This is a genomic window from Mycobacterium sp. VKM Ac-1816D (assembly GCF_000416385.1).
GTDB classification, from domain to species: Bacteria; Actinomycetota; Actinomycetes; order Mycobacteriales; family Mycobacteriaceae; genus Mycobacterium; species Mycobacterium neoaurum_A.
Genome location: NZ_AOHQ01000145.1, coordinates 102,814 through 122,715, shown reverse-complemented (window position 1 = coordinate 122,715; position 19,902 = coordinate 102,814). Strand labels below are relative to the sequence as shown.

Genomic DNA, 19,902 nt, shown 5'->3' with positions numbered 1-19,902 from the left:
GGCGCACCAAGCGGCGGGCTGCGCAGCCTGCGCGAACCGGATCGGGAACAATGGGTGCGGTGACCCAGCCGCAGCATTCGTTCTACGACGACGTCGGTGGCCACGAGACGTTCACCGCGATCGTGGCCAAGTTCTACGAACTGGTGCGCGAGGACGAGATCCTGCTCCCCCTCTATCCCGAGGACGATATCGACGGCGCCGAGGAACGGCTACGGCTGTTCCTCGAGCAGTACTGGGGTGGGCCGCGGACCTACTCCGATCGACGCGGGCATCCTCGGCTACGGATGCGCCACGCACCGTTCCGGATCGGATTCCTGGAGCGCGACGCCTGGCTGCGCTGTATGCACACCGCGGTCGCCTCGATCGACTCACAGACACTGGACGACCGGCACCGCAAGGCGCTGCTGGACTACTTCCAGATGGCCGCCGACTCGATGGTGAACTCGGCATTCTGATGCACCACCCGACATGGTGGTCGCGGGCGGTGTTCTATCAGATCTACCCACGGTCGTTCGCCGACAGCAACGGCGACGGGGTCGGCGACCTCGACGGCATCACCGCCCGGATGGACTACCTGGCCGCGCTCGGCGTACAGGCGCTGTGGCTCAACCCGGTGATGGTCTCGCCGATGGCCGACCACGGATACGACGTGTCCGACCCGCGCGATATCGACCCGCTCTTCGGTGACCTGGCCGCACTGGACGGGTTGGTGGCGGCGGCCCATGACCGCGGTATCCGGGTGACCATGGATCTGGTGCCCAACCACGTCAGCTCGGCACATCCGTGGTTCGTCGAGGCGCTGGCCGATCCGTCCCGGCGCGACCGGTTCATCTTCCGCGACGGCACCGGAGCCGACGGTGCGTCACCGCCCAACAACTGGGTGTCGATCTTCGGCGGTCCGGCCTGGACCCGGGTGCCCGACGGGCAGTGGTACCTGCATCTGTTCGACTCGGCCCAGCCGGATCTGAACTGGGAGCACCCCGAGGTGTTCGCCGATATCGAGGCGACACTGCGGTTCTGGCTGGACCGCGGCGTCGACGGGTTCCGCATCGATGTGGCGCACGGGATGGCCAAACCGGCCGACCTGCCGGACATGGACCTGACCGAGAATCGCTTGCTGCGCAACAAGGCCGACGATCCGCGGTTCGACGATGACGCGGTGCACGATATCCACCGGTTCATCCGCCGGGTGCTCGACGACTATCCGGATGCGGTCACCGTCGGCGAGATCTGGGTGCACGGCAACGAGCAGTTCGCCAAGTACCTGCGGCCCGACGAACTGCACCTGGGCTTCAACTTCCAACTGGTGCAGGCCGATTTCGCCGCCGACGCGGTGCGGACGGCCATCGACAACTCACTCGCCGCGGCCGCACTGGCCGGCGCGCCACCGACCTGGACCTTGTCGAATCACGATGTGGTACGAGAGGTCTCGCGCTACGGCGACGGTGCCGTCGGCCTGGCGAGGGCGCGGGCGATGGCGCTGGTGACGCTGGCGTTGCCGGGTTCGGTGTTCGTCTACAACGGCGCCGAACTGGGCCTGCCGAATGTCGACCTGCCCGACGAGGTGCTCCAGGATCCGGTCTGGGAGCGTTCGGGCCGCAGCGAGCGGGGGCGCGACGGCTGCCGCGTGCCGATACCGTGGAGCGGCTCGCACCCGCCTTACGGGTTCGCCGCGACTGCGGACACCTGGTTGCCGATGCCCGCCGGCTGGGAATCGCTGACCGTGCAGGCGCAGTCCGGTGACCCGTCGTCGACGTTGGAGCTCTACCGACGCGCGATCGAGTTGCGCTCCGCCCGAACGGAGTTCTCCGGTGATGGTGTCGAATGGATTGGGCCTCAGACATTTCGGCGCACCGGCGGACTGATGTGCGTGGTCAACACCGGCGACGCGCCGTTGCCGCTGCCGGCCGGCGAGGTGCTGCTGGCCAGCGGACCCCTCGCCGACGGCGCCCTGCCACCGGACACCGCCGCCTGGGTGGTGTGATTTCGGCGCGCTCGCGATCGGTGAGCGAGCGTCGGCGCGCCGAAATCAGCGCAGCACCAGCGCCGGGTCGCCGAGACGCCGATAGACGCTGCCGAACCGGGCATCGATGCGCAGCCAGGCCGGGTGGGCACGCACCCGCACGATCTCATCGGAGGCCAGCACATCGGCATTTGGCGGAAGGAAACCCATCGCCGTCAGCGCGAACACACAGCGCATCGGGATGCCGACACTGGACTCCCCCTCGCTGACGGCCAGCACCTCCTGGTCCAACAACGACGCGGGCGGGCCGTGCGCGCTGCTGTGTTCCTTGGCCAACGCCGTCCCCCGTTCGGCGAGGTCGAGGATCGCCCAGGCGGGCACATCGTCATAGTGGGCGAAACCGGTGTCCGGCGGCAGCACACCGCGCCACGCCGAATCCATTGCGTAGCCCGGTTCGACGAAACCCGTTGCGTCCATGGCGGGCAACGTCCGTGACAGCGTGTCGGCACCGGCAGACAGATCGGTCGGGCGGACCCGGCCGTCGACCACCCGGCAGGCCAGCACGTCGAAGCCGGTCGACACCCAGGCCACCACCTTGCCGGTGCCGGTGCGTTCCCGGAACCGGATCACCGCCGCGTCGTCGAGGCGCAGCGAGCGGTCGACGAAGGTCGCGAGATCGTCGCGGTGAGAACCGTTGTCGAGCCAGAGGCCGCGCTCGGGTGAGCTCATCTGGTGTGCTGTCTGCTCTTCGCGCAAGCGCTCATCGCCGGAACCGCTCCAGGTACTCACGGTGGTGCGGCAGCAACCGCACCAACTTCTGTTGGGCGATGTTGAACGCCACCAGCTGGGTCTCGGCGATGACGGCCGGTTTGGAGTCCGGATCGGCACCAGCGGAGCGCACCTCATAGCCCAGGGTGAAGTCGACCGTGCGCAGCCGGTTCACCCAGATGGTCACCTGCAGCGGCGAATCCATCAGCCGGACCTGGCCCTTGTACTTGACGTTGACCTCGGCGATCAGCAGGCCGATGGTGTCGATGTCGTTGACGAAGGGCTCGTGCAGGAAGGGCACCCGCGCCTCTTCCAGCAGCGTGACCATGGTGGCGTGATTGACGTGCTGGTACATGTCGATATCCGACCATCGCACAGCCACCGGCGTGACAAAACGTTCAGCCACTTGTCCCCGTTCCCGAAGTCCTTGTCATGCTACGAATTTGGCGGGCCGCCACCGACAGCGTGGCGAGGTCGCGCTGCCCCTCGGACTGGATCTCGTCGAGCGTGCGCTGTGCGCGGTCGACCCGGGAGCTGTTGGTGAACTCCCACTCCTCGATCTTCTGCTCACCGGTCTCGTCCGGCTCGCCGACCGCCAGCACATCGAAGCACAGCGCCCGCAACGAACCGTAGATATCGTCGCGGATGGCCAATCTCGCCAACGAATGCCAGCGATCATCGCGTTCCAGGCCCGAGATCGCGGTCAGCAGACCGTCGATACCCAGGTGATCCATCAACGCGAAATAGGTGTCGGCCACCTCCACGGCGTCCCGGTCGGCGATATCGGCGATGTCGATGACGTCGAGCAGGCTGTACCGGTACAGGCCGTTGGCCACCGTGTAGGCCAGTTCCTTGGACACCCCTTGGGCCTCGAACTCACCGGATTCCTTTGCCACGATGGCCTTGTCGTCACCGCGCAGCCATTGCGGCATCAGCGGGGTCAGCGTGGCCACCTGCTCGGCGAAGCGGTTGATCTCCGCACCGACGGCCAGCGGCTGCGGGCGGTAGTTGACCAGCCAGCGTCCCGCCCGGTCGATGAGCCTGCGCAGATCAAGGGTCATCCGGTCGGTGACGGCGGTAGGCAGTCCACCGATCCCGGCCTCCTTGATATCCCGCCACACCTCGCCGACCTTGAAGATGGCATCGGTGGCGGCGTAGGCGCGCACGGCGTCGACCGGTCCGACGCCGGTGTCCTCGGTCATCCGGTAGGCGTAGGTGATGCCGCTGGTGTCCACCAGATCGTTGACCAGCATGGTGGTCACGATCTCCCGGCGCAGCTGATGCGAGCGGATCTCACCGACGAACCGGTCCCGCAACTCGACCGGGAAGTATTGCGGTATCCGCGCCGCGAACACCTCCTGATCAGGCAGATCGGTGCGCAGCACCTCGTCCTTGAGCGTCAGTTTGACGTGCGCCATCAGGGTGGCCAACTCCGGTGAGGTCAGCCCGATGCCGATCTCGCGGCGGCGCAGGATCTCCTTCTCCGAGGGCAGCGCCTCCAGCTCGCGGTTGAGCCCGCGCTCGGTGACGAACTCACGGATCTGACGGGCGTGCACGGCCAGCAGGCTGGCCGCGTTCGCCCGGCTGGTGCCCATCAGGTCGTTCTGGTCGATATTGTCGGCCAGCACGAGCCGGCCGACCTCGTCGGTCATCGACATCAGCAGCTCGGTGCGCTCGTCGGCACTGACCTTGCCGGTGGTGACCAGGGAGTCGACCAGGATCTTGATGTTGACCTCGTGATCGGAGCAGTCCACCCCGGCCGAGTTGTCCAGCGCGTCGGTGTTGATCCGGCCGCCGGCCAGATCGAATTCGATACGACCGCGCTGTGTCACCCCGAGGTTGCCGCCTTCCCCGACGACCTTGACGCGCAACTGGTTTCCGTTGACGCGCACCGCGTCGTTGGCGCGGTCGCCCACATCGGCGTCGGATTCGGATTCGGCCTTGATATAGGTGCCGATGCCGCCGTTCCAGAACAGGTCCACCGGCGCGAGCAGGATGGCCTTCATCAGGGCGGGCGGGGTCATCTCCTGCACGCCGTCGGGCAGGCCGAGTACCTCCCGCACCTGCGCACTGATCGGGATCGACTTCTGTGCGCGGCTGAACACCCCGCCGCCCTCGCTGATCAGGCGGGTGTCGTAGTCGGCCCAGCTGGACCGCGGCAGCGCGAACATCCGCTCGCGTTCGGCCCACGAGGCCGCCGGATCGGGATCGGGGTCGAGGAAGATGTCCCGGTGGTCGAAGGCCGCGACGAGCCGGATGTGCTTGGACAACAACATACCGTTGCCGAACACGTCACCGCTCATATCGCCGACGCCGACGACGGTGAAGTCCTGGGACTGGGTGTCCACCCCGATCTCACGGAAGTGCCGCTTCACCGATTCCCAGGCACCTCTGGCGGTGATCCCCATCGCCTTGTGGTCGTAGCCGACCGAACCGCCGGAGGCGAAGGCGTCACCGAGCCAGAAACCGTAGGATTTCGCGACATCGTTGGCGATATCGGAGAAGGTCGCGGTGCCCTTGTCCGCGGCGACCACCAGATAGGCGTCGTCGCCGTCGCGGCGTACCACCCCGGCGGGGGTGACCACCTCACCGGTGGACTTGTCGACGTTGTCGGTCAGGTCGAGCAGCCCCGAGATGAACAACCGGTAGCAGGCCACGCCCTCGGCGCGGGTGGCATCCCGGTCGACGGCCGCGTCACCGGTGGGCACCGGCGGCGACTTGACCACGAACCCGCCCTTAGCGCCGACCGGAACGATGACGGCGTTCTTGACCGCCTGCGCCTTGACCAGACCGAGGATCTCGGTGCGGAAATCCTCACGGCGGTCCGACCAGCGCAGCCCGCCACGGGCGACGAAGCCGAACCGCAGGTGCACGCCCTCGACGCGCGGCGAGTAGACGAAGATCTCGAATTTGGGCCTTGGCAACGGCAATTCGTCGATCAGGCCGGGGTTCAGCTTGAACGACAACACATCCTGGGCCCGCGCCGAATCCGGCGATCCGACGAAATAGTTGGTGCGCAGGGTGGCCTGCACCAGACTGGCGAAGGCCCGCAGCACCCGATCGGTGTCCAGGCTGACCAGCGCGTCGATATCGGCCGCGACGGCGGCCGCGGCGGCCTGGGCGTCCAGCGTCCGGCCGGATTCGGCGAGATCGGCCTCCGGGGTGAACAGCGCCTCGAACAGTTCGACCAGCGACCGCGCGGTGCTGGGATTGCCGTTGAGAACCCCCTCGACAAAGGACTGGCTGTACGGAAAACCGGCCTGGCGAAGGTATTTCGCGTAGCCACGCAGGATGGTCACCTGTTGCCAGGTCAGACCGGCGCGCAGCACCAGTTCGTTGAAGTGGTCGATCTCGGCGCGGCCGTGCCAGATCGCGGTGACCGTGTCGGCGAACCGTCGCGCCACATCCTCGATCTGGGAGTCGGGAGTCGACGGGATGGACTGGTGTGGGGACACCCGGAACTGGTAGATCCACACCGGCAACCCGTCGGGGCGGGTGACCATGAAGGGTCGCTCCTCGAGCACCACCACACCCATGCACTGCAGCATCGGCAGCAGCTCCGACAGTGACGCCGAGCGCCCACCCAGGTACCAGGTCAGCCAGTCGACGCGGTCCTGTCCGCCGTCGCGGAACACCAGCTTGACCGAATTGTCCTGCAGTTCCTCGATGATCGCGATGTCATCGATGGCTTCCTTGGGTGTGAACGCCTGCTTGTACACCTCGGGGAAGGCGTTGGCGTAATGCTCGGCCGACCCCTGGCTCAGCGAACCGGATTTGACCGAACCGATCAGCCGGTCCGCCCAGGTGCGCGCCGCCTCGGTCAGCAGCTGCTGGATCCGATCCTCGTTCTGAGCAGAGGTGTCGATATCGGAGCGTTGCACCCCGTCGGGCATCTTGACGGTGAAGTGCACCAGCGCCCAAGGCGATTCGCTTACCCGTGCCGCATAATCGATGCTGGCGCCGCCGAGTTCACGCACCAGGATGTCCTGCATCGACAGCCGCACCGCGGTGGTGTAGCGATCGCGTGGCAGATACACCAGTGCCGAGACGAAATGGCCGAGCTGATCAGCGCGTAGGAACAACAGGGTGCGCCGCAGCGACCCTAGATCGACCACGGCACGCGCCATCTCCATCAGATCCGGAGTGTGCAGCGCGAAGAGCTCGGAGCGCGGGATGGTCTGGATGACGTCGAGCATCAGTTGGCCGGGATGGCTGGGATCCGAATGTGACTGCGCCAGCACCTCATCGACCCGCCGGGAGATCAGCGGGATCTCCAGTACATTGGCATTCATGGCGGCGATGGTGAACAGGCCGACGAACCGATGCTCGATGGCCTGGCTGGACGACGCCCCCGCCGGGTTCTCGCGGACCACCACGATATAGGGATAGGCGCCGTACCGGACGAAACTGGGCATGGTCGCCTGGGCGAGCACCAGCAGGTCCTCGGCGTCGGTCAGCTGGGGCAGCACATCGGTGCGCAACTTGAGCACACCGAGCCGGCTGGCCGGATCGACGGTGGCCGCACCGTGCTGCACGGCGCAACGCTGGTAACCGAGCAGGACGAAGTGGCCGTCGCCGAGCCAATGCAGCAGCGCGGCCACATCACGGCGATCCGGGCCGAGGAAGTGCCCGGCATGGTCGGAGTCCAGCGCATTGGCCAACCCGATCAACGTCGCGTTCAGCGCCGCGGAATCGGCGGCCACCTCACGCGCGTCGGCCAGCACCGAGGGCAGTAGCTCGGTCACCCGCGCGACGGCGTCGGCATCGGCGGAGGCGGCCAGCCGGATGTGCACCCACATCTCGTGCGTACCGTCGACCGCCGTATCGGGATCGCCCGCGGCGGCCAGCTCCACCAGGTCTCCGTCACCGTTGCGGCTGACCCGCAGCACCGGGTTCATCACGCCGACGTAGGCCACGCCGAGCCGATGCAGCAGGACGGTGACCGAGTCCATCAGCATCGCGCTGTGGTCGGTCACGATCTGGATGGCCGGACCGAAACCGGCTGGGTCGTCGGCGGCGTACACCGCCACCAGGGTCTCCCCCGGTGCGCGGCGGCGACCGAGCGTCGCGTGGGCGGTGATCAGCTCCGGGGGCACCGCCGTGGTGGTGGGTCGGGCGATCGGCGCGGTGATCGCGGTATCCGCGGCCGGTGCGTCACCGAAGGGGCCGTGATGGGTCTCGGCATAGGCATCGGACAGCCGCGCCAGAGCATCTCCGTCCAGATGCACCTGTGCGGTCGTTCCGGGGTTCACCGTCATGGGCGAAGGCTCCTCACTGAGACTTCTCGGGACTTCTCGGGGACTTCTCGGTCGTACGCGTTGCCTGGCGCGGCAACCACTCGAGCGACCCTATCGCCCTCGTGCGGCCTTTGGTCGCAGTCCCGCCGGTTCACCCCCTCCTGAACGACGAAATGGTCGCCGGATGTCATCATCCGGCAACCATTTCGTTGTTTTCAGTCTTCGTGACCGAGGTTTTCAGTCGCGAGTCAGCTTGCGGTGCGTGACCCGGTGTGGGCGGGCCGCGTCGGCGCCCAGACGGGCGATCTTGTTCTCCTCGTAGGCGCCGAAGTTGCCCTCGAACCAGTACCACTTCGCCTCGTTGTCGTCATCGCCCTCCCACGCGAGGATGTGGGTGCAGGTCCGGTCCAGGAACCAGCGATCGTGGCTGATGACCACGGCGCAGCCGGGGAAGTTCTCCAACGCGTTCTCCAGCGAGGACAGCGTCTCGACGTCGAGGTCGTTGGTGGGCTCGTCGAGCAGGATCAGGTTGCCGCCCTCTTTCAGGGTGAGCGCGAGGTTCAACCGGTTGCGCTCACCACCGGAGAGCACGCCCGCGGGCTTCTGCTGGTCCGGTCCCTTGAAGCCGAACGCCGACACATACGCCCGCGACGGAATCTCGTTCTGGCCGACCTCGATGTAGTCCAGACCGTCGGAGACGACCTGCCAGACGTTCTTCTTCGGATCGATGCCGGCTCGGCTCTGGTCGACATAGCTGAGCTTGACCGTCTCGCCGACCTTCACGGTGCCGCTGTCGGGCTCTTCGAGGCCGACGATCGTCTTGAACAGCGTCGTCTTACCGACACCGTTCGGACCGATGACGCCGACGATGCCGTTGCGGGGCAAGGTGAAGGACAGGTCCTTGATCAGGATGCGGCCATCAAAACCCTTGTCCAGGTGACTGACCTCGACCACGGTGTTGCCCAGTCGCGGCGGGGCCGGGATCTGGATCTCCTCGAAGTCGAGTTTGCGGGTCTTCTCGGCCTCGGCAGCCATCTCCTCGTAGCGGTCGAGGCGGGCCTTGTTCTTGGCCTGACGGGCCTTGGCACCGGAGCGCACCCAGGCAAGTTCTTCCTTCAACCGCTTCTGCAGCTTCTGGTCCTTCTTGCCCTGCACCTCCAGGCGCTCGGCCTTCTTCTCCAGGTAGGTGGAGTAGTTGCCCTCGTAGGGGTAGGCGCGACCGCGATCGAGTTCCAGGATCCACTCGGCGACATTGTCGAGGAAGTAACGATCGTGGGTGACGGCCAAGATGGCGCCCTTGTAGGCGGCGAGGTGCTGTTCCAGCCACAGCACGCTCTCGGCGTCGAGGTGGTTGGTCGGCTCGTCGAGCAGCAGCAGGTCGGGCTTGCTCAGCAGCAGCTTGCACAGTGCGACGCGGCGCTTCTCCCCACCGGAGAGGTGGGTGACCGGCTCATCGGGCGGCGGGCAGCGCAGCGCATCCATGGCCTGCTCCAGCTGCGAGTCGATATCCCACGCGTCGGCGGCGTCCAGCTCTTCCTGCAGCTGGCCCATCTCCTCCATGAGCTCATCGGTGTAGTCGGTCGCCATCAGCTCGGCGACCTCGTTGTACCGGTTGAGCTTGGCCTTGATGGCGACGCCCGCCTCGACGTTCTCCCGGACCGTCTTGGTCTCGTCGAGCTCGGGCTCCTGCATCAGGATTCCGACCGTCGCCCCGGGCTGGAGGAAGGCGTCGCCATTGTTGGGCTGATCGATGCCGGCCATGATCTTGAGGACGCTGGACTTACCCGCGCCATTGGGCCCGACCACGCCGATCTTGGCGCCCGGGAGGAAGTTCAGGAAGACGTCGTCAAGGATGACCTTGTCGCCGTGCGCCTTGCGCACCTTGCGCATCGTGTAGATGAATTCGGCCATGCCGTCGTCATGCCTTTCGTCTGGCTGCAGATCGCGTAAAACTCGCAACCCATCCTAGGCACCGGCCGAACTCCCGGTTACGCCGACAGGGACAGCCCCTGCTCGGCCGCCGCACCAGGGACCACATCCGGGGCCGCGTCCTCGGTGTCGGCTTCGTCCTGCGATGCCCGGATCCCGACCGAGCGGGTGCGTTCCAGCTTGACGCGGCATCTGCTCAGATCCGGCCCCACCGAGTTGGCGCGGACCTCGACCGAGGACCGGCGGTTACCGTCCTTGTCCTCGTATTCATCGGTGTAGATGTGCCCGAGCACCACCACCGGATCCCCCTTGTAGAGCACGCTGGTGATGCCCTCGGCGACCTTGCCCCAGCAGTTGACGGTGACGAACAGCGAGGTGCCGCTCTCCCAACTGCCATCGGGCATCTTGCGCCGCGAATTGCTGACCACGCGGAAGCGGACGAAGTCCTGGTCACCGACGCGCCTGGCGACGGGGTTGGTGGCGACGGTGCCGACAATGGAAAACGGGGTCTCGAACATGACATGCCTTTCGGTCGTGCGCGGCGCCGGGTTCGCACCGGCCTGTGCACCCATTGACCCGTCGCCGACCGACATCGCAGCGCGGTACGCGCCCGCCGCGGGTGGTGCTGTGGATGAATCCGCAACTGTGGATAACTCCCCGGTTACCGCCCACCAGCCACCGGCCGCGGGGCTTTGCGCGATGATCGACGGTGTGGCAGATGAGGGCACCGCAGTGATCGGACGCGCGCAATGACCATGCCGCAACGTCTGACGGACCGCTATGAGCTGGGCGAACTGCTCGGCTTCGGGGGCATGTCGGAGGTGCACCGGGCGCGCGATATCCGGCTGCATCGCGACGTGGCGATCAAGATCCTGCGGGCCGATCTGGCCCGCGACCCGAACTTCTCCCAACGGTTCCGGCGTGAGGCTCGGCACACCGCGGCACTGAACCATCCGTCGATCGTCGCGGTATACGACACCGGCGAGGCGCAGTCCGCGACCGGCATGTTGCCGTTCCTGGTCATGGAGTACGTCGAAGGCATGACCGTCAGCCAGCTCATCCAGCAGCACGGGACGCTCCCCCCGGCCCAGGCGATGGCCATCATCGACGGGGTCTGCACCGCGTTGGAGTTCAGCCACAGCCGCGGCATCGTGCACCGCGATATCAAGCCGGCCAACATCATGGTCACCCCGAACGGCGCGGTGAAGGTGATGGACTTCGGGATCGCCCGCTCCATGAACGCCACCACCGGTGATCGGCTGACGGCCACCTCGGCGGTCGTCGGCACGGCGGCCTACTTCTCCCCCGAGCAGGCGCGCGGTCAGCAGGTCGACGCCCGCACCGATGTGTACTCGCTCGGCTGCGTGCTCTACGAGATGCTCACCGGGCAGGCACCGTTCACCGGCGACACCCCGTTGTCGGTGGCCTACCAGCACGTCCGGGAACGCCCGGTCGCGCCGTCGAAGCGTCACCCCGGCATCTCCCCCGAGCTCGATGCGGTGGTTCTGACGGCGCTGGCGAAAAAGCCGGGCAAGCGCTACCAGAGCGCCGCCGATCTGCAGGCAGACCTACGCCGGGTCAGTGCCGGCGGAAGTCCGGTGGCCACGACGCCGCAGGCCGACGAGCTCGATCTGCCCGATACGGGTGAGCCCGCCGGGCCACTCACCCTGCAGATGCCCGCGCAGCAGGCCCACGGCAGGTCTCGGCGCTGGGCCATCGGCGGTGCGCTCGCGGCGGTGCTGGCGCTGGTGGTCGGTGGCGTCTACATTGTCGGCGCGATGAACCGGGTCCAGGTGCCCGATGTCACGGGCCTGGACCGTGCGGCGGCGGTGAGCCAACTGCAGGACCGCGGCCTGAATCCCACGGTCGACTCCATGCCCGACGGCACGGTGCAGGCCGGTCAGGTGATCGCCACCGACCCGGCGGCGGGTTCGTCGATCTCCGAGGGCGGAGATATCACGGTCAACGTGTCGACCGGGCCGGAGCAGCGGCGGGTGCCCGATGTCGCGTCGATGTCCTACGAGGATGCCGTGCGGGCGCTGCGGGACGCCGGGTTCGATCGCGTCCGCCGCCAACCGCAGGCCTCCACGGCCGAACAGCTCGACCGGGCCATCGGCACCGAACCCGCCGCCGGCCAGGATTCGGCGACCAGCAACGAGATCGTCATCATGGTCGGGTCGGGACCGTCATCGCGGCAGCTGCCCGATGTGACCGGCCAGACCGTCGAGCAGGCCACCAAGAACCTGAACACCGCCGGTTTCACCACGATCCTGCAGGCCGACACCGACGGGGTGCTGCCCGCCGGTGAGGTGGCGGGCACCGATCCGGCGCCCGGGGCGTCGGTGGCCACCGACGCCCCGATCACGCTCAAGGTTTCCCGCGGGAACCAGTTCCCCATGCCGGACCTGACCGGGCTGTTCTACGGCGATGCCCTGCAGCAGCTGCAGGCGCTCGGGTTCACCGGCCGACTGCTCAAGGGCCCCGATGTGGACGCCGGCGGCGACCGGCGCGCCCGGGTGGTGCGCCAGGACCCGGCACCGCGCGCGGGGGTGAACCGCGACGGGACCATCACGGTGAGCTACGGCAGCTGACGCCGCCAGCAGGTCTTCGCTACCAGGTCTTCGCTACGAAGTCTTGTTGCCGCTGTCGATATCGGCGAGCTTGGCCAGCATGTTGTTGTAGGCCGCCAGCTCGGCGTCCTCGTCGCGGTCGGCGGCCCGATCGAGCCGCTTGGCCACGCGGTTGTCGCTGCGTCGCCACTGGATCAGCAGCGCCAGCATCACCAACACCAACGGCACCTCACCGGCTGCCCAGGCAATACCTCCGCCGAGCTTCTGATCGGCGAGCAGGTCGGGATTCCACGGCAACCGCAGTGAACGGTAGAAGTCGCCTGCGAGCACCGTGTTCATCCCCATCAGGACCACCCCGAAGAAGGCGTGCAGTGGTAGTGAGCCGAACACCATGGCGAGCTTGCCCAGCGGCGGGATCGGTCGCGGGGTGGGGTCCACGCCGATGACCACCCAATAGAACAGGTAACCGCTGAGCAGGAAGTGCAGGTTCATCGCCAGGTGGGCACCGTGGCTGTCAGCCGCGACGTCGAAGATGCCGCCGAAGTACAGGCCGTAGAACCCCGCCACGAAGATCGCGGTCGACACGATCGGGTTCGTGAAGAACTGGGACACCTTGCTGTGCAAGGCGGCCAGCAGCCACTCCCGCGGACCGGGCGGCCGATCCTTGCCAGCGGTGGGCAGCGCGCGCAGCGCCAGCGTCACCGGTGCACCGAGCACCAGGAGCACCGGCACCAACATCGACAACAGCATGTGGGCCGTCATGTGCATGCTGAACATCGCGGGCATGTAGCGGCCCAGGCCCGAGGACGTCGCGAACAGCAGCGCCGCACAGCCCAGCAGCCAGGCGATGGTCCGCCCGACGGGCCAGGCGTCACCGCGTCGGCGCAGCCGCACCACCGCGAGCACGTAGACGGCGGCCGCGATGATCGCCGCGGTGCCGAAGATGAGGTCGAAGCGCCATTCGAACAGGATTCGGGCCAGTGTCGGCGGGCCGGACAGGTCGTACCCGATGGCGACCTCGGTGATCGACGGCAGCCGCACCGGCGGCGGTGGCGGGGTGCGGCCGAGCGCGACCGCGAGCCCGAAGGTGAAACCGAAGATCAGCGATTCGACCAACGCCAGCCGGATCAGCGGGCCGCGCGCGGTGGGGTCGGCCGCCAGCGCGGTGACGCTGCGCCTTCGCTGCAGCCAGCCGAGGACACCGAGGGCCACCAGCGCCGTCATCTTGCCGACGAGCAGCCATCCATAGGTCTGGGTGAAAAGGTCGGACGGTTGGATCCGGACCAGCGCGTTACCGACGCCGGATACCGCCATGGCGAAGAAACACCACACGGCAATCCGGGAGAACCGCCTGGCCGCCAGGTCGGTGTGCTCGCCCCCGCGGAACGCCAGCGCCCACAGCGCCAGCAACCCGCCGGCCCACAGCACTCCGGCGACCAGGTGGATGAGCAGACTGTTGGTGGCGATGTCGTGACTGCCGCCCGAGGACGAGTGTCCGGTCAGCGCCAGCGGCAGCAGGGTGATCAGTGATCCGGCCAGCAGCACCGGCGTCCACGACCAGCGCAGGACCGGGATACTGGCGAGCGTGACGATGGCCGCGAGTAAGGCCGTCCAACGCCAGGTGCCCGCGGTCTCGACCATGCTGGCCACGGTCCAGATGTCGACCGGGTTGAGCCGGTCGACCAACGGGGCGCCGGTGATATCGGAGACGGTCAGCGGCACCAGCAGCGCCGCGCACACCGTCCACGCGCCGGCGGCGACGGTCCCGGTCCGCAACGCCCGGTACCCGGCCACGTCCAACACCCCGCTGCGTTGCGGCGGAACCAGGAATGCAGCCATCAGGAAGGAGCCGACGGCGATGGCGGCCGCGATCTCGCCGGCGGCCCGGACGAACGGGAGCCCGTAGGTGGTGGCGGGGCCGGGGTTGGGCAGCCCGGTGGCGGCCAGCGCGTCGACGAGCGACAGGCCGCCGACACCGGCGGCGACCGCCCCGGCCAGCAATGCGACACCCCACAGCATCGGCCAGACGGTGCGCACGCGCACCGGGGTCGCAACGGTAGTCATGCCGTCAAGGTTAGGCGGGGGTCTCAGCCGGTCGTGGGGCGGCGTGACTCCCGCTCGCGCCGGCGGTACTGGCGGAACGCCGTCTTCTCGACGGTGTTCAGGTCGGCGAGGATTCCGCGGATCTCGGTGAGGAAGGCCTGGCGCCGTTCGGACAGATCGGCCGCACGACGCAGCAGGTTCTGATCGGCGACCACCTGCCGGGCCGTGGCGAACAGCAGAGCCGATACCGATTCGGCGCTGCGCACCCTGCCTTGGGCGACATGCTGGCGTCCGACGCCGAGTGCCAGCTTGGTCAGATCGGGTTCGGAGATCTCGGAGGACGCGTCGCGCAGCACGTCGGCGACGATCTCGTAGGCCTCGAAGAAGGGACGCAACATGGCCGCACCCAACAGTGGCTGCTTGACCCGCAGCAGCTCAAGTATCGACTCGGGGCCCTCAGCGATGCGGTCCTCCCAGCCGTCCACCCAGCTCATCTCCCGGGTGACGTTCTCCCGGAAGGCCACCGAGTCGGCGAAGTAGAACTCGAACTTGAGCAGGTCACGCAGGCGCAGCACCTGTGACCAGAACGCGTCGAGCCAATCGGACTCGGCGGTCGCGGCGTGCGCGAGCGCCAGCTCGATGATCGAGGTCTCCAGGAACGCGTAGATGATCGAGTTGCGGTAGAACGCGGCCTCGTGTTCGTTCTCCGGCGCGATCCGCCACACGGGTTCGCGGCCACCGTCGACCCTGGTGACCGGATGTCCGCCGGAGAGCGCATCCACCGCGGCGCGCACCCCCTCCTTGGTGCGCAACCGCAACACGCTGTTGGTCATCGGGATCTCGCGGCGCTCAAGGTAATCCAGGGCGTCGGCGAAGGTGTGGTGCAGCTGGTCGACGGTCAGCGCCACCCCACGCGCGGCAAGCAGCAGCGCCGAGACCAGACCGGTGGCGTTGACCGGAGTGACCTGCACGATGCGCCAGGCGACCTCGAAGGCCATCTTCTGCATGGCCAGCCGTTTGGCCTCGGGGCTGGTGGCGATGGGGCCGTTGGGCTCGCCGAGATACTGCCGCATCGAGACCGCTTCGGGGAACCGGACGTAGATCTTGCCGTAGTTGCGTTCACCCTGGGCCTTGATGAAGTTGTAGAGCCAGCTGACGCTTTCGGGCGTCTTCTCCCCGCCACGCGCGTACTCGGCGTATTCGGCGGTCTCGTGCAACTGGTCGAAACTGATCGACACGGGTTGCAGCAGGATGTCCTCACTGCGGCCATCGAGATAGGCGTCGGCGACGTAGGACAGCAGACCGAGCTTGGGCGGCAACATCTTTCCGGTCCGCGACCGGGTGCCCTCGATGGACCAGTTGAGGTTGAACCGCTTCTCCACGATGTAGCCGACGAACTGGCGCAGCACGTACTTGTACAGCGGGTCGTCGAGTTTGCGGCGCAGGAAGATGACCCCGGAGTGCCGGAAGATCGGGCCCATGAAGCCGAAGGACAGATTGATCCCGGCGAAGGTGTGCACCGGTGGTAACCGGTTCTCCTGCATGGCGACCGGGACGATGACACCGTCGAGGTAAGAGCGATGGGAGAACAGCAGAACGGCCGGGTGGACCTCCAAGGCCCCACGCATGGCCTCGATCTCGGCGCTGTCGTAGTCGATGTGCGGATCGAAACCACGGCTGAAGATCGCCCGGCCCAGCGTCGGGATCAGGTCTACCGAGAACCGGCTCCAGCCGGTGGAGAGCTCGTCGAGCATCTCCCCGGCCTTCTCGATGGTGGCCCCGGGGATCTGGTCCAATCCCTCCCGGAACCGCGATGAGGCCAGCATCTCCGGCTTCACCAGCCGCGGTGACTTGTATTCGGGGCCGAGCAGCCGCAACTCGACGCGCTCGATGGCCAGAATCGCCCTGCGGATGACGAAGCGGGCGAATTCTCGCGGGTTTTCGGCGGTCGTGGTGTCCTGCCACTGCTGGCGAAGCTCGGAGACCTTGGCCGGTTCACCGGCAACCACCCGCGCGCGGGCCGGGTCTTTGCGCAGGATCCGGCGCTGCAGCAGCTCCGGCGGCCGATACGTGTCGCGCCCGGATATCAGGGCCACCACCTTGGACCGGGTGGGCAATCCTCCGGGCACCCAGAAGATGCGCACCGGCACGACGGATCGGTCCGGGTCTGCCGAGAGCAGTTGGACCAACCGGGCCATCACGGTGGCGGGGGGATCATCGGAATGATCGGGTAACAGCAGCACCTCGACCCGGGCCTCGGGCCGCTCACGCTGCTGCTGGGCCAGCCAGTGGTCGAGCAACTCCTGCTCGGCGGGCGAGCCGACCGCGGCCAACACCAGGGTGTCTCCGGTCGGACTGAAGGTGGCGAAATCCTCAGCGACCGTTTTCACCGGCGTCCTTTCCCGTTGCGGTAGACGGCATGGTCGGGCAGCTCACCGACGGGCCACGCTGCCAGCGTGTCCAGATACAGCTGGCGCACCTCGGCAATCCGCTCGGTCAGGTCGTCGTGGGTCCAGTCGTCGACGGGTATCGGCGGGAAGACGGCGACATCGACCTTGCCCGCGTTGAATGTGCTGGAGTCGCGGGCGGCGACGACCTCGGCGTTGCGGATGACGATCGGCACGATCGGGATGCCCGCGGCCATCGCGATGCGGAACGGTCCCTTCTTGAACGGACCCACCTCGGTGGTGTCCAGCCGGGTGCCCTCCGGCGCGATCAGAATCGAAAGCCCCTTCTTGGCAAGCTCTTCCACCTTGTGCAGGCCCTCCACCGCGGACTGGGTGTCCTCGCGGTCGATGAACGCCGCGTCCATCACCTTGCCGAGCGGGCCCATCAGCGGGTTGCGCTCGAGCTCCTTTTTGCCCACGCCGGTGAAGTCGGTGTTGACCAGACGGCCGGCGATCATCGGGTCGGCCTGGTTGCGGTGATTGAAGATGAACACCGCGGGCCGTTGTTTGGTCAGGTTCTCCTCACCGAGCACATTGAGCCCGATGCCGGTGGTCAGCATCAGCAGCTTGCTCCAGTTGGAGGTGAAGAAGTTGACGCCGACACGTTTGTTGCGTGTCAGCAACCCCAGCCCGATGGCACCGGCGGCCACCGTGGGAATGGTGGCCAGACTGGCCAGGGTGCGGATCTGCGAGATGGGGCTGCTGCCGCTGCGGCTGGTGAACTTGAGGATCGGCCAGCCCCGTTTGGCTGCCACCGCGGCCAGTTTTCCGGCCGGGTTGGTCGGCCGCGGGTTACCGACCAGATACATGAGTGCGACATCCTCGTCGCCGTCGGCGTAGAAGTAGCTCTTCGCGAGATCGACGCCGTTCTCGGCCGAGAACTTCTGTACCGCATGGGCTTTGCCGGGCCCCCAGATGATCGGTTCGGCGACCTCGCCGGTGATCAGTCCGTCGTCGTCGGCGATGAACTTGTTGCTCAAAATGTTGTCGATGCCCAGGAACTTGGCGACGGGCTCGACCTGCACGATCAGCGCGCTGGAACTCAGTACGACGGTGTGTCCGCGGGCCTGGTGGGCACGCACCATCGCGCGCATCTCGGGGTAGATGCGATCACGGACGTGCTGGACGAACAGCCGCTCCCCCAGCTCGTCGAGATCACCGATCGAGTTGCCGCGCAGCATCCGGGCACCCTTGCCGATCAGGTCCTCGAACTCCGAACGGCCGAGTTGGTGGTTGATGCCGGCCTGCACCATCCCGATGAACTCGCCCGCGCTCATCTGCCCGCGGCGCAGCCGATCCTGGGTCATCAGCACACCGGTGAACCCCGCCACCAGCGTGCCGTCCAGATCGAAGAAGGCACCGACCTGCGGCCCCTCGGGGCTGGCCTCGATCTCGGCGACCGTTCCCGGCAGCCGCATCACCTGCGATTCGCCGTCGGCGGAACTCATTGCGCGGCACTCCCATTCGACGGCGCGGTTTCGGACACAGCGAAGGACGCGGCCGCGGCACGGCCGTCCCCACCGAGGGCCAGGACCTCATCGAAGCCCCGGACCAGGCTGCGCTGCCACAGTTGCCCGTCGATGATGGCGGCCCGGTCGTAGCGGGTCGTGATGGTGACGTATCCACCACGCGAGACCAGCACCGCCATCATCGCCACACCTGGCAGCGGGCCAAGTCCGTAGTGCCGCAGCACCTTCGCCCCGGCGATGTAGGTGTCGCCGGGATAGACGGGCACATTGGATGCCTGGACATCGGAGTTCACCACCGACCCGGCGACCGATTCGAGCACGGCGTCGGGCAGGAAGCTGGCTATCGGAGCGATCGAGCCGACCATGTCGATCGCCCGTTCCTCGCGCTTGCTGGTCATCTGCGATCGAATGGCCTTGATCCGGCGTTCGGGGTCGGCGATCCCGATCGGTGCGGCGAGATTGACACCGGCGAAACGGTTTCCGCCGGCCGGGTCGTCGTCGGAGCGTAGATTGACCGGTACAGCCATGGGCAAGGTCTCGATCGGCATGCCCTTGGCTACGTGATAGTGCCGCAAAGCCCCGCACAGACCTGCCAGGTAGGCGTCGTTGATCGACCCGCCGACGGCCTTGGCGGCCTTGTGCAGATCGGCGAACACGATGTCGATCGCCTCGCTGTGCGAGCTCAGGCTGCGCCGCCGCAGCAACGGCGAGTGGTCGGCCACCGGTCGCGATACCCGGGTGGTCGACAGCGCGTAGTCGACGACACCACTGACCGCCGCGGCCGGGTCCTTGACGACGTTGGTGACCGCATGCACCGCGCCGCCGACCAGGCCCAGCACACTGTTGGTGATCTTCATGGGCATCCGATTGAGGCCCAGCTTCATCAGGTCATTGGACGACAGATCCTGCGGAATCGGCAGCGGCGCAAGCTCACCGACCTCGACATCGCGCTCCAGGTTGTAGATGTGGGCGAACATCTCGACGGTGCCCACGCCGTCGGCGACGGCATGACTCAGGTGCAGGATGGTGGCCGCCCGGCCGTCGGTCAGACCCTCGACGAGAGTGGCGCTCCACAGCGGGCGAGTGATGTCCATCGGCGACTGCAGCGCGATCTCGGCGATGTCGAGGACTTCGCGCAGGGTGCCCGGCTCGGGTGCCCGGACCCTGCGGACGTGGAAGTCGAGGTTGAAATCCGGGTCGACCACCCAGCGCGGGGCCGCGGTCGGCAGCGTCGGCATCACCACCTTCTGGCGAAGCCGAAGCACCTTGCGGGAGGCCTGCTCGAACACCGCCCGGAACCGCTCCCAATCGGGAGTCGTGTCAAGCAGTTCGACACCCATGATCCCGGACCGTGTCCGCGGATTGGCCTCACCGCGGTGCAGCAACGTGTCGACGCCGTTCAGTTTCTGGGGCAGCCCCGCCGCATCCAACGGCACTCTGCTCATCGCGCGCACTCTCCTCCTGATAACGCCCCTC

Annotated in this window: 12 protein-coding genes; 3 read left to right on the top strand and 9 right to left on the bottom strand. The window is 67.2% G+C overall.

Annotation, left to right across the window (positions count from 1 at the left end; translation table 11 throughout):
- The first annotated feature begins 50 nt into the window (after window positions 1-50).
- Together G154_RS24245 and G154_RS24240 are read left to right on the top strand one after the other, a co-directional pair.
- Window positions 51-455 carry a globin gene (locus tag G154_RS24245; RefSeq protein WP_019512153.1) on the top strand — a complete coding sequence of 135 codons (405 nt, stop codon included), beginning with the start codon at window positions 51-53 and terminating at the stop codon, window positions 453-455.
- Complete coding sequence (locus G154_RS24240) at window positions 455-1,984, top strand: glycoside hydrolase family 13 protein (RefSeq protein ID WP_019512152.1); 1,530 nt, start codon at window positions 455-457, stop codon at window positions 1,982-1,984. The genes G154_RS24245 and G154_RS24240 overlap by 1 nt, the downstream gene beginning before the upstream one ends.
- 45 nt (window positions 1,985-2,029) lie before the next feature.
- Here G154_RS24240 and G154_RS24235 read toward each other — a convergent pair whose 3' ends face one another.
- From G154_RS24235 to ssb, 5 genes are all read right to left on the bottom strand, one after another.
- Window positions 2,030-2,692 (bottom strand): hypothetical protein, encoded by a 663-nt coding sequence (locus tag G154_RS24235; RefSeq protein ID WP_019512151.1) that lies wholly within the window; start codon window positions 2,690-2,692, stop codon window positions 2,030-2,032.
- Window positions 2,693-2,723: 31 nt separating this feature from the next.
- Window positions 2,724-3,137 (bottom strand): thioesterase family protein, encoded by a 414-nt coding sequence (locus tag G154_RS24230; protein ID WP_019512150.1) that lies wholly within the window; start codon window positions 3,135-3,137, stop codon window positions 2,724-2,726.
- A complete protein-coding gene (locus G154_RS24225; protein ID WP_019512149.1) occupies window positions 3,130-7,989 on the bottom strand; it encodes an NAD-glutamate dehydrogenase in 4,860 nt (1,619 codons plus the stop codon). The genes G154_RS24230 and G154_RS24225 overlap by 8 nt, the downstream gene beginning before the upstream one ends.
- Before the next feature lie 216 nt (window positions 7,990-8,205).
- Window positions 8,206-9,879, bottom strand: a complete 1,674-nt coding sequence (gene ettA / locus G154_RS24220; protein ID WP_019512148.1) for an energy-dependent translational throttle protein EttA — start codon at window positions 9,877-9,879, stop codon at window positions 8,206-8,208.
- A 77-nt stretch (window positions 9,880-9,956) separates the two neighbouring features.
- Window positions 9,957-10,415, bottom strand: coding sequence for a single-stranded DNA-binding protein (gene ssb, locus G154_RS24215; protein ID WP_023986063.1), 459 nt, complete (start codon window positions 10,413-10,415; stop codon window positions 9,957-9,959).
- A gap of 231 nt (window positions 10,416-10,646) precedes the next feature.
- On the opposite strand from ssb, the gene pknB reads away from it, so the two are divergent.
- Window positions 10,647-12,488 (top strand): Stk1 family PASTA domain-containing Ser/Thr kinase, encoded by a 1,842-nt coding sequence (pknB, locus tag G154_RS24210; RefSeq protein WP_019512146.1) that lies wholly within the window; start codon window positions 10,647-10,649, stop codon window positions 12,486-12,488.
- A 33-nt stretch (window positions 12,489-12,521) separates the two neighbouring features.
- On the opposite strand, the gene G154_RS24205 is transcribed toward pknB, so the two are convergent.
- Genes G154_RS24205 through G154_RS24190 form a run of 4 tightly spaced genes read right to left on the bottom strand, consistent with a single transcriptional unit; the run spans window position 12,522 to window position 19,871 of the window.
- Window positions 12,522-14,531, bottom strand: coding sequence for a cytochrome c oxidase assembly protein (locus tag G154_RS24205; RefSeq protein ID WP_023986064.1), 2,010 nt, complete (start codon window positions 14,529-14,531; stop codon window positions 12,522-12,524).
- Between the two features lie 23 nt (window positions 14,532-14,554).
- A complete protein-coding gene (locus G154_RS24200) occupies window positions 14,555-16,900 on the bottom strand; it encodes a glycerol-3-phosphate 1-O-acyltransferase (protein ID WP_019512144.1) in 2,346 nt (781 codons plus the stop codon).
- The gene (locus G154_RS24195; protein WP_019512143.1) at window positions 16,897-18,405 is read right to left on the bottom strand and encodes an HAD-IB family hydrolase; all 1,509 of its coding nucleotides are present in this window, start codon (window positions 18,403-18,405) and stop codon (window positions 16,897-16,899) included. Before G154_RS24195 ends, G154_RS24200 begins: the two co-directional genes overlap by 4 nt.
- Window positions 18,402-19,871: a wax ester/triacylglycerol synthase family O-acyltransferase gene (locus G154_RS24190; RefSeq protein WP_023986065.1), complete on the bottom strand. Its 1,470-nt coding sequence runs from the start codon at window positions 19,869-19,871 to the stop codon at window positions 18,402-18,404. The genes G154_RS24195 and G154_RS24190 overlap by 4 nt, the downstream gene beginning before the upstream one ends.
- Window positions 19,872-19,902: the final 31 nt, after the last annotated feature.

What these genes read in the sequence shown, in the direction of transcription:
- G154_RS24245 (WP_019512153.1), top strand. Translation starts at nt 51, where the DNA reads ATGGGTGCGGTGACCCAGCCGCAGCATTCGTTCTACGACGACGTCGGT.
- G154_RS24240 (WP_019512152.1), top strand. Translation starts at nt 455, where the DNA reads ATGCACCACCCGACATGGTGGTCGCGGGCGGTGTTCTATCAGATCTAC.
- G154_RS24235 (WP_019512151.1), bottom strand. Translation starts at nt 2,692, where the DNA reads ATGAGCTCACCCGAGCGCGGCCTCTGGCTCGACAACGGTTCTCACCGC.
- G154_RS24225 (WP_019512149.1), bottom strand. Translation starts at nt 7,989, where the DNA reads ATGACGGTGAACCCCGGAACGACCGCACAGGTGCATCTGGACGGAGAT.
- ettA (WP_019512148.1), bottom strand. Translation starts at nt 9,879, where the DNA reads ATGGCCGAATTCATCTACACGATGCGCAAGGTGCGCAAGGCGCACGGC.
- ssb (WP_023986063.1), bottom strand. Translation starts at nt 10,415, where the DNA reads ATGTTCGAGACCCCGTTTTCCATTGTCGGCACCGTCGCCACCAACCCC.
- pknB (WP_019512146.1), top strand. Translation starts at nt 10,647, where the DNA reads ATGACCATGCCGCAACGTCTGACGGACCGCTATGAGCTGGGCGAACTG.
- G154_RS24205 (WP_023986064.1), bottom strand. Translation starts at nt 14,531, where the DNA reads ATGACTACCGTTGCGACCCCGGTGCGCGTGCGCACCGTCTGGCCGATG.
- G154_RS24195 (WP_019512143.1), bottom strand. Translation starts at nt 18,405, where the DNA reads ATGAGTTCCGCCGACGGCGAATCGCAGGTGATGCGGCTGCCGGGAACG.
- G154_RS24190 (WP_023986065.1), bottom strand. Translation starts at nt 19,871, where the DNA reads ATGAGCAGAGTGCCGTTGGATGCGGCGGGGCTGCCCCAGAAACTGAAC.